This is a genomic window from Calidifontibacter terrae (assembly GCF_054778835.1).
The window spans coordinates 471,456-486,712 of record NZ_BAAGZF010000007.1 but is presented as its reverse complement, the minus strand read 5'-3'; the positions used below and the strand labels follow the sequence as shown (position 1 = coordinate 486,712).

At 67.7% G+C, this 15,257-nt stretch carries 13 protein-coding genes; 1 reads left to right on the top strand and 12 read right to left on the bottom strand.

Going from position 1 to position 15,257, the window contains the following annotated elements:
* Positions 1 to 4: 4 nt before the first annotated feature.
* The 3 genes from ACYU98_RS13905 to ACYU98_RS13895 form a co-directional block, all read right to left on the bottom strand.
* Positions 5 to 2,038 (bottom strand): FAD-dependent oxidoreductase, encoded by a 2,034-nt coding sequence (locus ACYU98_RS13905; protein ID WP_460468809.1) that lies wholly within the window; start codon positions 2,036 to 2,038, stop codon positions 5 to 7.
* Between the two features lie 272 nt (positions 2,039 to 2,310).
* On the bottom strand, positions 2,311 to 3,936 hold the full coding sequence (gene groL, locus ACYU98_RS13900; RefSeq protein WP_460468808.1) for a chaperonin GroEL: 1,626 nt from the start codon (positions 3,934 to 3,936) through the stop codon (positions 2,311 to 2,313).
* Between the two features lie 300 nt (positions 3,937 to 4,236).
* Positions 4,237 to 4,779, bottom strand: a complete 543-nt coding sequence (locus ACYU98_RS13895; RefSeq protein ID WP_460468807.1) for a YbaK/EbsC family protein — start codon at positions 4,777 to 4,779, stop codon at positions 4,237 to 4,239.
* Between the two features lie 58 nt (positions 4,780 to 4,837).
* On the opposite strand from ACYU98_RS13895, the gene ACYU98_RS13890 reads away from it, so the two are divergent.
* Positions 4,838 to 5,584: an SDR family oxidoreductase gene (locus ACYU98_RS13890; protein WP_460468806.1), complete on the top strand. Its 747-nt coding sequence runs from the start codon at positions 4,838 to 4,840 to the stop codon at positions 5,582 to 5,584.
* 1 nt (position 5,585) lies between these two features.
* Here ACYU98_RS13890 and ACYU98_RS13885 read toward each other — a convergent pair whose 3' ends face one another.
* The 9 genes from ACYU98_RS13885 to ACYU98_RS13845 form a co-directional block, all read right to left on the bottom strand.
* Positions 5,586 to 5,870 carry a DUF3263 domain-containing protein gene (locus ACYU98_RS13885; protein ID WP_460468805.1) on the bottom strand — a complete coding sequence of 95 codons (285 nt, stop codon included), beginning with the start codon at positions 5,868 to 5,870 and terminating at the stop codon, positions 5,586 to 5,588.
* A 137-nt stretch (positions 5,871 to 6,007) separates the two neighbouring features.
* A complete protein-coding gene (locus ACYU98_RS13880; RefSeq protein ID WP_460468804.1) occupies positions 6,008 to 7,477 on the bottom strand; it encodes a hypothetical protein in 1,470 nt (489 codons plus the stop codon).
* A gap of 77 nt (positions 7,478 to 7,554) precedes the next feature.
* Positions 7,555 to 8,898, bottom strand: a complete 1,344-nt coding sequence (locus ACYU98_RS13875) for a pyridoxal phosphate-dependent decarboxylase family protein (RefSeq protein ID WP_460468803.1) — start codon at positions 8,896 to 8,898, stop codon at positions 7,555 to 7,557.
* 35 nt (positions 8,899 to 8,933) lie between these two features.
* Positions 8,934 to 10,385: an NADH-quinone oxidoreductase subunit N gene (locus tag ACYU98_RS13870; RefSeq protein ID WP_460468802.1), complete on the bottom strand. Its 1,452-nt coding sequence runs from the start codon at positions 10,383 to 10,385 to the stop codon at positions 8,934 to 8,936.
* Entirely contained in the window at positions 10,382 to 11,872 is a 1,491-nt protein-coding gene (locus tag ACYU98_RS13865) for a complex I subunit 4 family protein (protein ID WP_460468801.1), read from the bottom strand. The genes ACYU98_RS13870 and ACYU98_RS13865 overlap by 4 nt, the downstream gene beginning before the upstream one ends.
* Positions 11,869 to 13,887, bottom strand: a complete 2,019-nt coding sequence (locus tag ACYU98_RS13860; protein WP_460468800.1) for an NADH-quinone oxidoreductase subunit 5 family protein — start codon at positions 13,885 to 13,887, stop codon at positions 11,869 to 11,871. The genes ACYU98_RS13865 and ACYU98_RS13860 overlap by 4 nt, the downstream gene beginning before the upstream one ends.
* Positions 13,884 to 14,192 carry an NADH-quinone oxidoreductase subunit NuoK gene (nuoK, locus tag ACYU98_RS13855; protein WP_460468799.1) on the bottom strand — a complete coding sequence of 103 codons (309 nt, stop codon included), beginning with the start codon at positions 14,190 to 14,192 and terminating at the stop codon, positions 13,884 to 13,886. Before nuoK ends, ACYU98_RS13860 begins: the two co-directional genes overlap by 4 nt.
* A complete protein-coding gene (locus tag ACYU98_RS13850; protein ID WP_460468798.1) occupies positions 14,189 to 14,719 on the bottom strand; it encodes an NADH-quinone oxidoreductase subunit J family protein in 531 nt (176 codons plus the stop codon). The genes nuoK and ACYU98_RS13850 overlap by 4 nt, the downstream gene beginning before the upstream one ends.
* A complete protein-coding gene (locus tag ACYU98_RS13845) occupies positions 14,716 to 15,249 on the bottom strand; it encodes a NuoI/complex I 23 kDa subunit family protein (RefSeq protein ID WP_460468797.1) in 534 nt (177 codons plus the stop codon). Before ACYU98_RS13845 ends, ACYU98_RS13850 begins: the two co-directional genes overlap by 4 nt.
* Positions 15,250 to 15,257 lie beyond the last annotated feature (8 nt).

Sequence of the window (15,257 nt, the reverse complement as noted above, 5' to 3'; positions counted from 1 at the left end):
CGGTTCAGAGCGCGGCTGCCACCTCGGTGGCCTGCAGGATGGCCCGCTTGGCGTCGAGTTCGGCCGCGACATCGGCGCCCCCGATGACCGTACGTCGGGGGTCGCCGGTGCGGACCAGTTCCCGCACCGACTCCTGGCCGGCGCAGACGACGACGGTGTCGACATCAAGAGTGCGACTGGTGACGGCTCCGTCGGCGTCAGTGATGCTCAGGTGCAGGCCCTCGTCGTCGATTCGGTCATAGGACACGCCGCCGATCATCGACACCTGGGCATCCTTCAGCGTCTGCCGGTGCACCCATCCGGTGGTCTTGCCCAGGCCCTTGCCCAACGGGGCCGGCTTGCGCTGGAGCAGGAAGACCTGTCGCCGCGGTGCCTCGGTTTCCTTCTCCCCCAGGCCGGCGCGCTGCAGCTTCGGATCGGTGACGCCCCACCGACGCTGCCAGTGTTCGAGACTCTCGCCGGCGTCGTGCAGCAGGAACTCGCTGACGTCGAAACCGATGCCACCGGCACCGATGACCGCCACCGAATGACCGGCAGAGCGCTCGCCGCGCAGCAGTTCGTCGTACATCACCACCTTGTGGTGGTCGATGCCGTCAATCTCCGGGCGCCGCGGGGCGACTCCGGTCGCGACCACCACGTGGTCGAAGTCGGCCAGCTGCTCGTCGTCGACCCGCACACCGGTCCGAACAGTGACGCCCAGCACCTCGAGCCGGCGGGTGTAGAAGCGCAGCGTCTGCGCAAACTCCTCCTTGCCGGGAACCTGCATGGCCAATCGGAACTGACCACCGAGCTCGTCCCGCGCCTCGAAAAGGGTCACCTGGTGGCCCCGCTCGGCGCAGGAAACGGCAGCCGCCAAACCGGCCGGGCCCGCCCCGACAACGGCCACCGTCTGGCGGCGCTGCGGCGGAACCGGGAGCAAGTTCAGCGTGGTCTCGCGGCCGGCGCGCGGATTCACCAGGCAGCTGGCGCGCTTGTTTTCGAAGGTGTGGTCAAGACACGCCTGGTTGCAGGCAATACAGGTGTTGATCTCGTCAGCGCGGCCCTCGCGAGCCTTGTTCACGAACTCGGGGTCGGCCAGCAGCGGACGCGCCATCGAGATGAGGTCAGCGTGGCCGGCGTCGAGGATCTGCTCGGCGACCTCGGGGTCGTTGATCCGGTTGGAGGCCATGACCGGGATGCCGACCTCGGCCTTGAGCGCACCGGTGACGCCGGCAAAGGCGGCCCGAGGCACCGAGGTCACGATGGTCGGGATGCGGGCTTCGTGCCAGCCAATACCGGTGTTAATCACCGATGCGCCAGCTTGCTCGATACGGCCAGCCAACTCCACCGTCTCGTCCCAGTCTTGTCCGCCCTTCACCAGGTCGAGCAGCGACTGGCGATAGATCACCAGGAAGTCTGCGCCGACCCGGTCGCGGGTCTGCCGCACGATCTCCTCGGGGAACCGCATCCGGTTGCTCGCGCTGCCACCCCATTTGTCGGTGCGGTTGTTGGTGGGCTCGGCGAGGAACTGGTTGATCAGGTAGCCCTCGGAGCCCATGATCTCGACGCCGTCGTAGCCGGCCGCCTGGGCCAACTGCGCCGTACGGGCGAAATCACGCACGGTGCGCTGCACCTCGAAGCTGGTCAGCCGGTGTGCCTTGAACGGTGAAATCGGCGACTTGGTCGTCGTCGCGGACCGGATCAGCGGGTGGTAGCCGTAGCGACCGGCGTGCAGAATCTGCAAGGCGATCTTTCCGCCCGCCTCGTGCACCGCGTCGGTGACCTTTCGGTGGTGGGCCAGTTGGCCCTTGCGCGCCAGCGACGACCCGAACGGCAGCAGCCAGCCCTGCCGGTTCGGAGCGGTGCCACCGGTGATCATCAGCGCAACGCCCCCGCGAGCTCGCTCGGCGAAGTAGGCCGCCCATTCATCGGCATGCTTGGCGCGATCCTCCATGCCGGTGTGCATCGAGCCCATGACCACCCGGTTCGGCAAAGTCACCGAGCCGATGGTCAGCGGTGAGAGCAGGTGCGGGTAGGTCGCGTCGCTTCGCTGGTCCATCGTTCTCCTTGTCAGGGCCGCGGGCGCGGCGACCACCAGCTTATTACCGGCCGGTAGGATTGAGGGTCGATTCGACCGCACCGGCGAGTTCCGCGGCGTGTCTTCGCGCTCATGGGGGAAACAACTGGGCTGCGCTCGGGGCGCGCTGAGGCCAAACGTCGCGAGTGCGCTGCAGGGACTCCCACTGCGCGCAAGGCGCACGCCACCGAACGCATGGAACCCCCCGGCGCAAGCGCCGAGGGGTTCCAACCGCGAGGGAGCGGCAATGAGGACTAGAAGCCCATGCCACCCATCTCGTCGCCACCCGGAGCGGCCGGGGCCGACTTCTCCGGCTTGTCGGCGATAACGGCCTCGGTGGTGAGGAACAGCGCCGCGATGGACGCCGCGTTCTGCAGTGCCGAACGGGTCACCTTGGCGGGGTCGATGATGCCGGAGGCAACCATGTCGACGTATTCGCCGGTGGCCGCGTTCAGGCCGTGACCCGGGGTCAGGTTGCGAACCTTCTCGACCACGACGCCGGGCTCGAGGCCGGCGTTGAGGGCGATCTGCTTCAACGGAGCCTCGGAAGCGACCTTGACGATGTTCGCGCCGGTGGCCTCGTCACCTTCCAGGGAGAGGGTGGCGAAAGCGTCCTTGCTGGCCTGCAGCAGGGCGACGCCACCGCCAGCGACGATGCCCTCTTCGACGGCAGCCTTCGCGTTGCGAACGGCGTCCTCGATGCGGTGCTTGCGCTCCTTGAGCTCGACCTCGGTGGCCGCGCCCGCCTTGATGACCGCAACGCCTCCGGCCAGCTTGGCCAGGCGCTCCTGCAGCTTCTCGCGGTCGTAGTCGGAGTCGCTGTTCTCGATCTCGGCGCGGATCTGGCTGACCCGACCGGCGATCTGGTCGGCGTCGCCGGTTCCCTCGACGATGGTGGTCTCGTCCTTGGTGACAACGACCTTGCGGGCCCGGCCGAGCATGTCGAGTTCGGTGGTCTCCAGCTTGAGGCCGACCTCCTCGGAGATGACCTGGCCACCGGTGAGGATGGCGATGTCACCGAGCATGGCCTTGCGACGGTCACCGAAGCCCGGCGCCTTGACGGCGACGGAGCGGAAGGTGCCCTTCAGCTTGTTGACGACCAGGGTCGAGAGGGCTTCGCCGTCGACGTCTTCGGCGATGATGACCAGCGGCTTGCCGGAGCCCATGACCTTCTCCAGCAGCGGCAGGAGGTCCTTGATCGAGGAGATCTTGGAGTTGACGACCAGGATGTAGGGGTCGTCGAGGACGGTCTCCATCCGCTCGGTGTCGGTCACGAAGTAGCCCGAGATGTAGCCCTTGTCGAAGCGCATGCCCTCGGTGAGCTCCAGCTCGAGACCGAAGGTGTTGCTCTCCTCGACGGTGATGACGCCTTCCTTGCCGACCTTGTCCATCGCCTCAGCGATGAGCTCGCCGATCTGCGGGTCAGCGGCGGAGATGGACGCGGTAGCAGCAATCTGCTCCTTGGTCTCGATCTCCTTGGCGTGGTCGAGCAGCGTCGCCGAGACGGCAGCAACGGCCGCCTCGATGCCGCGCTTCAGCGCCATCGGGTTCGCACCCGCGGCAACGTTGCGCAGACCCTCGCGCACCATGGCCTGAGCCAAGACGGTGGCGGTGGTGGTGCCGTCACCGGCAACATCGTCGGTCTTCTTGGCAACTTCCTTGACGAGTTCCGCGCCGATCTTCTCGTACGGGTCCTCGAGCTCGATCTCCTTGGCGATGGAGACACCGTCGTTGGTGATCGTGGGGGCGCCCCACTTCTTCTCCAGAACGACGTTGCGGCCCTTCGGGCCGAGCGTGACGCGAACGGCGTCGGCGAGAATGTTCATTCCCCGCTCGAGACCGCGGCGTGCCTCTTCATCGAATGCAATCATCTTTGCCATGTGGTGGTTCCTCCCACACATTGCGTAGCGAGTTGGTCGTCCGACGCCCGCGACGGACGGGTCCCACCGGCCGCGGACCTACGTCGTCCGCGCGCGCGACCCTCGTCGTACGACCACATTGTCTGTCACTCTGCACATGAGAGTGCTAACGCCATTATTGGCACTCTAGGGCGGAGAGTGCAAACGTCTCAGCGGTCGATCAGTCGCAACGCCGCGCGCGGCGACCAACCGATCGCCTTGCGCATCCAGCAGGTGCGATCGGACAGGTTTGGCTCGCTGAGAGCAGTTCGGCGGGTTCGCTCACTCCGACGGCAGCGTCAAGTCAAGAACCTGGGCGTTCGGGAGCGCTGCCAAGGTGGCACCGGAGACCAGCAGTTTGGCGCCGCGGGCGCCTCCCCCGATCACCAACTCCGGCGCCGCGGCGACCGCGGAGTCGACCAAGATCGGCCAGTCGCCGGGCAGCCCAATCGGAGTGATCCCGCCCGACGTCATCCCGGCGTCGGCTTCGGTGGCGGCCTGGTCGGCAAAGCTGATCTTGCGGACGTCGAGGTGCTTGCGAACGACCTTGTTCACGTCGGCTCGGTCGGTGGCCAGCACCACGATGGCTGCGGTCGTTGTCACCTCGCCGCGGCGCCCCTGCACCACAACGCAGTTCGCTGACACGGCCAGATCGACGCCGTAGGCCGCACAGAAGGCGGCGGTGTCGGCGAGCGTCTCATCGATCGAGGCGACGAGGAGCCCGTCGACCCCAGCCGCGGCGACCGGCGGGGCAACGAGGCCAGGGGCGTCGGCGAGCGGCCGCCAGGTCAGGGCGCCTCGGGCGTCGGGACGGGCGTCAGTCATGACTCTCCTTGGGTGGACGGGTGTCGAACACGAATCCCTGTCCGCCATGATGGCAAACATGAACCGACTTTCAGGTAAGACCGCAATTGTCACCGGGGCCAGCCGCGGAATCGGCCTCGCCGTCGCCCAGCGATTGGCCGCCGAGGGTGCAAACGTCGTCATCACCGCCCGCGGCGAGGACGCGCTGAAGGAGGCTGTCGCCAGCATCGGCGAGCAGGCGTCGTACGTTGCCGGGAAGACCGACGATCCCGCGCACCGCGAGCAGGTCGTCCGGCATGCCATCGACACCCATGGCAGCCTCGACATTCTGGTCAACAACACCGGCATCAACCCGGTTTACGGCGGTCTGTTGGACGTCGCGCCGGAGGCCTCGCGCAAGATCTTCGAGGTCAATGTCATTGCCGCGCTGGAGTGGGTCAAGCTCGTCCACGCCGAGTGGATGAAGGACAACGGCGGGTCGATCGTCAACATCGCCTCAGTGGCTGGCCTGCGGCCCGCCCCCGGCATTGCGATGTACGGCGTCAGCAAGGCGGCGGTCATTCACCTGACCGAGGAGCTCGCGGTCGAGCTCGGCCCGAAGGTCCGGGTCAACGCCGTCGCGCCCGCCGTGGTGAAGACGAAGTTCGCCGAAGCGCTCTATGCGGGACGCGAGGAGAAGGTGGCCGCGGCCTACCCGCTCAAGCGTCTTGGCGAGCCGGAGGACATCGGCTCCGTGGTCGCGTTCCTCGCCTCGGACGACGCGGCCTGGATGACCGGTCAGACGCTGACCATCGACGGTGGCGTGTTGCTCACCGGCGGCGTCTGAACTAGTCGTCGAATCCTAGTCGGCGCGCGTTGCGCTGGCGCATGCGACCGGCCCGCAGCCGGCGCAGCCGCTTGACGAGCAGGGCGTCGTGTTCGAGCGCGCCTTCGGTGTCGATAAGCGCGTTCAAGGCCTGGTAGTAGGCGGTCGAACTCATCCCGAGCTGCTCGCGGATTGCGTCTTCCTTGGAGCCGGGCATCTTGAACCAGTTGCGCTCAAGTTCCAGGATGCGCAGATCCCGCTCGGACAGTCCGACCGACACGGTCGAAGCCTGTTCGGCAGCGCTCATGGATTCCTCCTGCAGTTGGCCTGGACGTTCCGGGTGGTGCCCGACCGATACTACGAGGTGAATGACACGGTTGTCATTTGGCGTGCGTGTCATGTGACGAATGTGAACAGTGGGTCTCACTCCCCCGCCAAAACTGCTCAGAATGCGCCGGCAACCCCCAACATCGCGGCGATCCCGAGCGCTGAGCGGGGGTCGTACGGGGTGCGCCAGAGCCCGCCGTGCGCCGCGCCGGCCGCTTCGGCCCGCCACACGTCGCCGTGGGCACCGAAGCCACCGGTGTTGAGGTCATGGATGAGCAGCGCGGCCATCAACGTGTTTGAGGTTTCGGGCTCGAAGACCTCGATGCCGAACCGGTGGGCGCCCGCGTAGGCCGCGGCGAGGGCGCGGTTCTTGGTGACCGACTTCGTTCGGGTCGGCGGGGCGATGTTCATCGACACCAGGTGGCCGTCGGTCGCGGCCACGGCTGCCCGCCAGCGGTGCAGTCGCTTCGCGAGCAGATAGTTGGGCCCCTGCTGAATAACCACGCTGTCGCTGATCCCGGCAGCCTCCGCAGGTGGGTATTGCCGCTGCAACAGCTTGCCACGCGACATCGCCCGTAGCGGTCCGCGGGCCCGCCGCAGGAAAGCACGGTCGAGCGCCGCGTTGGCATGGGCCACCGCCTCCGGCGGCACCACGAAGGTGTCGGTCGGTGTGGCGAGATAGGCCAGGCTGACGTCGCCGCGCGGCAGCAGCCGCAGCGCCAAAGTGTCGGTGGCCACTGACAGGCGAAGGTTGGTTCCGCCGTCGGCGTAGACATAGTTGCCGAGCACCATCGGGCCCTGGATCGACTCCAAGAACTGGCCCACGCGGCCCAGGTCGTGCAACAGGTCCGCGCCCGCGCGGTCGGCCAGGTCACCCGGCCCGGCCGTGGTCGGCACGATCAACGACCCCGCCGACTGCGGCATCTGGTCGATCAGGGAGCGCCAGAGGGCCGGCCGGGGCAGATCGACCGCGATCACCTCGGCACCCCAACGCAACAACGAGCGCTGCGGCCCCATCTCGGCGCCTGCGCCCAACACCGCGAAGGCGCGGCCGCGTAGATCGAGCCACTGCGGGTTGTCGAGCACCGCCGCGACGGCGTCGCGCACCCCAGGTTCAATGATGCCGCCGGTGACCCATTCGTCCAGCCGCGCGAGCAGGGCGGATCCCTCGAGCCGAGTTCCTTTGTAGGGCAACGAGAGCCGCTCTTCACGCTCCCCTTGGCCAACGACCCGCTCGGATCCCAACGGGTCAGCGTTGCCGAACGCCTGCGCAAGATCCAGGTCGTGGCTTGCCGGCTCGGGCAGCCAGCGCATCCGATCGTTCGCCGCGCTCAGACCGGCGCGGGCGACCCGGACGGCGGCCTGCGAATCCGCAGCGGATGCCTCGACCAACCGGCGAAAGTGGCGGTGGTAGTCGCGTCGCCACCCGGTGTCGCGCAGGACCGCCTCGGACCCCACCGGATCCACCGACTCCAACGCGTCACTGATCACGCCACGGCCGAAGGCGGCCGAGCTGCGCCGCAACTCTTCGCCATCGGCCATCCGGTCGGTGTTGCTGACCGGAAACACCACGCCCGAACCGCTCATCCTCGCCACTCCTCTTCGCCCCGCCCCTTCTTCTCCGCTTCTTATTCTCCGTGCAGCGAGCCTAGTGACGCGATGAGTCAGTCGGCCATGGAGTCGAGAATCGCGAGGATGTCTTCCTTGCTGGTGCGCGGGTTGACGATCGCGAATCGAGCGAGAGTCTCGCCGTCATGCGAGGTCGGCACCACGAAGCCTTCTTCGCGGGCCAGCAACTCGTCAGACCACCGCTGGTAGTCGGCCGGTGCCCATCCCAGGCGTCGGAAGACGACCACACTCAACTGGCCATCGCGGACCAGTTCCAGATAGGGCCGGCGCCGGATCTCGTCTTCGGAGAACCGCGCGATCGACAGGGTCTGCTCGACCGCTGCGGTGTAGGCGTCGGTTCCGTTGACCGCCAGGGAGAACCAGAACGGCAGGCCGCGGGCGCGTCGGGTCAGTCCCACCGAGAAGTCCGAGGGGTTCCAGTCCGAGGAGTCGGTCAGAACGTCGAGGTACGACGCGTGCTGGGTGTGGGCGGCACGGCCCAGCACCGGGTCGCGGTAGAGCAACGCGCAGCAGTCGAACGGTGCGAACAGCCACTTGTGGGGGTCGACGATGAACGAATCGCACCGTTCGATCCCGGCGTAGTTCTCCCGGATGCTGGGCGCCGCCAGACCGGCACCGCCGTACGCGCCGTCGACGTGGAGCCAGATGCCGAACTCCGCGCAGACGTCGGCCACCGAGGCGATGTCGTCGATGATGCCGAAGTTGGTGGTCCCGGCCGTCGCCACGACCGCGAAGAAGGTGTCGGGCCCGTGTTCGAGCAGCGCGGCGCGCAGATTCGGTCCGGTCAGTCGCCAGTCCTCGACCGGCACCTGCACCAGTTCGGCGTCCATCACCTTGCAGGCGGTCGCGATCGAGGAGTGCGAGCCGACGGTGGCCGCGATCCGGAACGGACGCTTGCCGGTCTTGGCCCGTACGGTTTCGCGCGCCGCGACGAGCGCCGAGAGATTGCCGATGGTGCCGCCCTGCACGAACGAACCGCCGGCGGACTCTGGCAGTCCAACCATCCCGGCGATCCACCCGAGTGCTTGGTTCTCGGCATAGACCGCACCCGAACCCTCGAGCCAGGAGCCGCCGTAGATCGAAGAAGCCCCGACCACGAGATCGAACATCGCGGCTTCGCGCGTCGGCGCGCAGGGGATGAAGGACAGGTAGCGCGGGTGGTCGATCGACAGACAGTTCACCGCAAGCTTCTGGGTGAACAGATCGAACGCGGGAAGGCCGCCCAACCCTTGGGCGGTGATCGTCTGCCCGACGAGCTCAGTGAGCTCGGCGGGGGTCGCGGTGCGGTCCAAAGGGACCGGATCGAGGGCGAGTCGCTCGGTCGCGTAGGCCGCGATAGCGTCGCTGAGGGCCTGGGTTTTGTCGTCGAACAGATGCACGATGCAGCAGTCTAGGGCCGCTGCGCCCTGGCTGTTCAGTCCAGCAGGCCCAGCAGCAGTTGCGGGTCGAGACTGACGACGACCAGAGCGAGGGTGCCGACGGTCACCAGCAACAGGTGGAGGCCGTGCGAACGTTCGCCGGTGTCGGCGCTGTTCGCCGGGCTGGTGCGGTAGATCTGCAAAATCCAGCGCAGATAGACCGCGACCCCAAGCATCGCGTTGAGCGCGGCCACCACGACCAGCCACCACTGCCGCGACTCGGTGGTCGGTTGCAGGGCAACGATTTTGGCGACGGCACCGTTGATCGCCGGCGGCAGGCCGGCCAGGGTCAACAGACCAAGGCCGAGCGCCACTGCGGCTAGTGGGCGACGCCGACCGAATCCGGCCAGCCGGTCGAAGGTCGTGACTGCCGAGCGGCCCACGGTGTGCGCTGCAGCGGTGAGGGCGGCGAAGATCGCGAGGCTCGCGACGACGTAGATCACCGTGTAGGCCGCTGCCGCGTGGACCGAACGAGTCGAGTTTGCCGCGATCGGCAACACGATCCATCCGCCTTGGGAGACCGACGACCATCCGAGGAAGCGCAGAGTGTTGGTCTCGCGAAGGGCCATCACGTTTCCGAGGGTCATCGAGACCGCGGCGATCACCCCGAACGCGACCAGGACGCCCCCGCTGAGGCCGGCCAGCGATCGTACGACCGCCAGCAGGGCACCGACCGCGGCCACCTTCGACACGGTCGCCAGCAACGCGGCGATCGGGATGGAGGAACGCGCATAGGTCTGCGGGGTCCAGGCGTGGAACGGCACCAGCGAAATCTTGAAGCCGACACCGGCCGCAATCAGCATCACCGCGACCGCGAGCACCCTCCGCAAGTGGGGGTCTCCGCCGGGGGACAGCACTGAGCCGGTGTCGAAGGTCGCAGCACCCGTTGCCGCGAACCAGAGCGCGACTCCCATCGCGGTGACCGCGAAGGAGAGCAACGAGGTGATCAGCAGGTTCAACGCGCCATCGGCAGCCCGCCGATGGGTGTGGAAGGCGGCCAAGGCAACCGTCGGCAGGGTCGCCAATTCCAACAGCACCAGCCACGAGGCGAGGTCACGCGCGGCGATCACGCCTGCTGCGCCAGCGGCGACGGTCAGCAGCGCGGAAGTCTGCACGGCGCTCAGCGTTCGCGGGGTTCGTACGGGCGCAGCCATCACTGCGACCACCAGCGCCGCGCCCAGCGCGGTCACCTGCAGACCTGCACCGACGTTGTCGACGACGTAGAAGCAGGTGCCAGCCGGCACACAGAGCGAGGTGGCCGGGTCATCGAAGGCGCGGGTGAGGGCCGGGACACAACTGATGACGGCGCCCAGCAGAGCGACCAGAGCAACGACCCAGTGTGGGGGGCGACGGCGCGGGACGAACGCGTCGATCAGCAGCACCAGCACAGCAGCGACGGCCGGAATGACGACCGGGAGCAGCGGGCCCCAGCGGACGACAATGTTCATCGGGTGCCTCCCAGGATCGAGCGGACCGCCGGCTCGAGGTAGTCGAGCAATCCCGTCGGCCACACGCCGAGCACCACGATCGCCGCGACCAGGACACCGCAGACCACCAGCTCGAGGCCGACCGCGTCGCCCCAGGGTGCCGGCTCGACTCGGATCGGCTCGGGTCGGTCAGGACGCCCGGCCCAGACCGAGCGCGCAATGCGGAGGCTATAGGCGGCGCCGAGTACCGCGCCGACCGCCGCGATGACGGCCAGAGCGTGAAAGAAGCGCGGGTGGTGCGGGTTGGCCCAGGTACCGAACAGGGTCAGCACCTCCGGCCAAAAACCGGCGAGTGCCGGCAACCCCAGGGATGCCGCGAGACCGATCATCAGGGCGAAACCAAGGCGCGGGCTGACGTCGCGTACGGGTTCGCGCAGTTCGTCGATGTTGTCGCCGTCCCAGCGGCGCTTCAGCCCACCAGCCACCACGAACAGCAGCGCGGAGATCAGGCCATGGGAGAGGTTGCCGAACATGGCGGCCCGCAGCCCGATGGTCGTTCCCGAGGCGAGCGCGAGCATGACGACACCCATGTGGGCCACCGATGAGAACGCGATGATCCGCTTGAGGCCGGTCTCGGCCAGGCAGACCAAGCCGGCCCAGATGATCCCGATAACGGCCAGGGCGCCGAGCACCGGCGCGAGGGTGCGGAACCCGTCGTGCAACGGGGCAACGACCAGGCGAATGACGCCGTACGTGCCCATTTTCAGCAGCACGGCTGCCAGCAGCATCGAGCCGCCGGTGGGGGCGGCGGTGTGGGCGCCGGGCAGCCAACTGTGCAGTGGCCACAACGGCACCTTCACCGCCAGACCGATCAGCAGCAGGGCCGCGACGACGGTCTGGGTGTGGGTGCCGATGGCCAGTCCGTGACCCCAGAACCGCAGGTCGGTGGAGCCGCTGAGGTGCTGCAGCGCCAGAATCCCCGCCAACATCAGGATTGAACCGGCGACGGTGTAGAGCACGAACGTGAGGCCAGCGCGTCGGGTCGCCGCCGGATCATGATGGTCACCGAAGACGCTGATCAATACCCACATCGGGATGAGCACGATCTCGAACGCGACGAAGAAGAGCACCGCGTCGCGGGCAAGGAACGTCAGGACTGCACCGCCGGTGACGACCAGGAGGCAGCCCAGATAGGTCGCCGCCGACTCGCGCGGGCGCTCCACCCAGGAGTGCAGGACCGCGAGCAACCCGATCAGCACGGTCAGGATCACCAGCGGCGTGGAGAGCCGATCGGTGCCAAGCGACAACCGCAGGCCGAGCGATGGGATCCAGGCGCGATCGAGGGTGTCGGGCCGAACGAGGGTGTAAGCCAGCAGCCCGGCGGTGCCGAGCATTCCGACGAGGCCGATCAGGAAAGCGTTGGTGAACGAGAGCGCGCGCGGCAGCCGGGCGGCGCCGATCAGCGCGAAGCCGACGACCAGGGGCAGCAGCGGCAGGGCGAGGATCACGACAGCGTGACCCCCAGCAGCCCGAGAATCATGACGCCGGCCGCGACCGCGACGATGCCGCGCGACGGCGCACCGTTCTGCACCCGACCACCGGCCGTGGCGAGACGACCGGTCAGCTCCGGCAGGGAGCGTACGCCGCGTTCAAGGGCTGCATCGGCCCCTGCCGCGAGACGGGCCAATGCCTCAACGGGCCGGGTCACGACAGCGGTGTAAACCCGATCGACGTCTCCCCCGCGTGAAGCGAAGGACCGCAGCCCCTTGGGAAAGCGGGCGGCGGGATCACCGAAGGTGGTCCCGATGGCGAGGGCTCGCACCAGCACTCCAGCCGCGATCATTGCCAGCAGGCCCGATCCGATGATCCAGAAGTTGGCGTGTTTGTAGTCGACGCTGATCCACGGAGTCAACACCAGCGCTCCGCCAACCACACTGGCCAGGGCGAGCAGCGCGAGGCCGAGGCGGGCGGAATAGTGCGGTCGCGGCACGATCTGGTCGTCCGGTTCGAAGTCAGGTTCCGGCTCGTCGTCCAGGGGCCTGCCGTGCTCGTCGACCTGCTCGGTTTCAACCAGCATGTCCAGCAGATCGACGTCCTCGATCGTGCGGGAATCGTCGATGAGGTCCATCTCCTGGTGTCGCTGCAGGACGGTCCGGTGGGTGAGGATCAGCCAGGCGCGCATCGAGTAGGCCGCGGTCAGGGGCACCACGATCAGCAGTGCGCCAGTAGCGACGTACGAGGAGAATTGGCCGTCGGCCGTGCCGCGCAGGACCTCGTCGATCATCAGGTCTTTGGAGACGAATCCGAACAACGGAGGCACCCCGGCCAGGGCCAGCAGGCCGATCCCGACGTAACGACGGGTCGAGCGGTGGGTCTCCAGGGCGCCGGACATCCGCTCGACGATCGTTCCGCCGACCAACACGGCCAGCCAGCCGATCATCAGGAACAGCAACGCCTTGAATCCAGCGTGGGCCAGCAGGTGGGTGACGACGATGTCGGGGTGGGTGCCGCGGGGAAGTCCGGCGAACCCGGTCAGCATCAGGCCCATCTGCGACACCGTCGACCAGGCGAGCAGCTTCTTCAGGTCGTGTTGCAGGAATGCGGTCAGGGCGGCGACGACGGTCGTGATTCCGGCCAGGACCGCCAAGACCTGCAGCGGGAACTGGGTTACGTCGAACAGCGGGTGGAGTCGGGCAACGAGGTAGGTGCCGGCGGCGACCATCGTGGCGGCGTGGATCAACGCCGACGCTGGCGTGGGGCCTTCCATCGCGTCGGGCAGCCAGTCTTGGAACGGCACCAACGCCGACTTTCCGGCGACACCGCAGACGACACAGAGCAGCGCCAACACCAAGGAGTGGGTCGGGTGGGCGGCCCAGAAGGTCAGCAGGCTGCTGATCCGAGTGGTGTGAGCGGTGACCGCGAGAACCACAAATCCGATGACCAGCGGCGCATCAGCGAGCCGGGTCACCAGGAACGCCTTCTGCGCAGCGCGGCGGGCCTTGCCTCGCTCGGACTCGTGGCCGATCAACAGGTAGGAGCACCACCCCATGAGCTCCCAGCCGACCAGCGTCAGCAGCAGGTCGTCGGACAGCACCACCAGTTGCATGGCGGCGGTGAACAGGCCGACCGTCGCGGCGAACGAGGGGTAACGCGGGTCGTTGTAGAGATACCAACGGGCGAAGATCTGCACCACCAGCGAAACCAGCGCGACCGCGCAGCAGACCAACACCCCGAGGTGATCGACCGCCAGTCGCAGCGGCACCCGCATCGTGGCGTCGCCGGGAAAGGCGCCAATCGTGGGCACGCTGGCTCGCAGGCCGCCGCGCGCGGCCTGCAGGGTCAACCAGGCTGCAGCGACGAGGCCGAGGAGTCCGGCGATGGTGGCCAGGAAGCTCGCGGCCGCGTTCGACCGGCGTACGAAAAGCACGATCAGCACGGCACCGAGCGCGGGTAGCGCGACCACGAGATGACTGGGCTGCAACGCCAGGTCGAGCGCGAAGGTGTGGGCGTCGAATCGGTTCATTCGTCGTCCTCCGCGGCGGCCGAGAGGTCGATGTGACCGCGGGCGCGGAAAGCGAGCACCACGGCGCCCAAGGCGACTGCGATCTCCGCCGCGGCGATGGTGATCAGGAAGATGGTGAGGGTCTGGCCAACCATGTAGGTGTCTGGGGTGGCCGCGCCGACGGCGACCAGCAGCACCCCGGCGGCCGACAGCATCAACTCGACGCCGACGACCACGAGCACCGCGTTGCGGCGGGCCAGCACGCCGTACATCCCGATGCCGAACAATCCGGCGGCGAGCGCCAGCGGCAACCAGAGGTGGATCACGCGTCGCCCTCCCGCTCGTCGGTGTCGGCTCGGAACTGCAGGCGGGACAACGCGATTGCGGTCACCAACGCGATCAGCAGCAAGAGCGAGAGTAGTTCGAAGGGCCACGACCAGGTCGCGAAGATTTGGGTGGCGAGGTCATCGGTAGTGCCCGGTCGCAGCCGAACCTGCTTGCTGCTGAAGGCCGTGATGAGAACCCCGCCGATCATCGCAGCGGTCGCGGTCGAGACCACCAGGGCGAGCGCCCGCTGCGGCAGTGAGGTGTCGTGGTCGGTGGTGCGACCCAGGGGTGAGCGGGTGAGCATGAGGGCGAACAGGACCAGCACCACCACGGCGCCGACGTAGACGACGAGTTGGACCAGGGCGACGAACTCGGCTGCCAGCACCAGGTAGCAGCCCGCGACACAGCCGAGCGCGGCGACCAGCCAGATCGCAGCATGCAGGATCCGTTTGCTGGTCACGGCCGCGAGCGCGCTGAGCAAGCTCAGGCCGCCGACGATCGCGAAGAAGACGTCGTGAGAGGTCACGCACCCTCCTCGCCGGCGGGCGCGTCGACCTGGACCTCGTCCGCTTGGACCTCGATCGCTCCGGGTTCGATCGCCACCGGCGGCGGCACTGTGGCCATCCACTCCCCCAGCCGGTCCTTCTCGTGCAACAAGTCGCGGATATCGGTCTCGGCGTACTCGAACTCCGGGCTCCAAAAGAGGGCGTCGAACGGGCAGACCTCGATACAGATCCCGCAGTACATGCAGAGGCTGAAGTCGATGGCGAACCGGTCGAGCACGTTCTGCTGGCGGGCACGACCACCCTCGGTGGCCGGCGGCACCGACTCCTTGTGAGAGTCGATGTAAATGCACCAGTCGGGGCATTCCCGGGCACACAACATGCACGACGTGCAGTTGTCGGCCTGCAGGGCGATCACGCCACGACTGCGCGGTGGGAGGTGCGGCTGCTCGTCCGGGTAGTGCTGGGTGTGGGCGGGCTTCATCGCCGTACGCGCGGTCGTGGCCATCCCCGACAGCAGACCGGGCACGAACCGTGACTTCTTTTCAGGCATGGCAACCT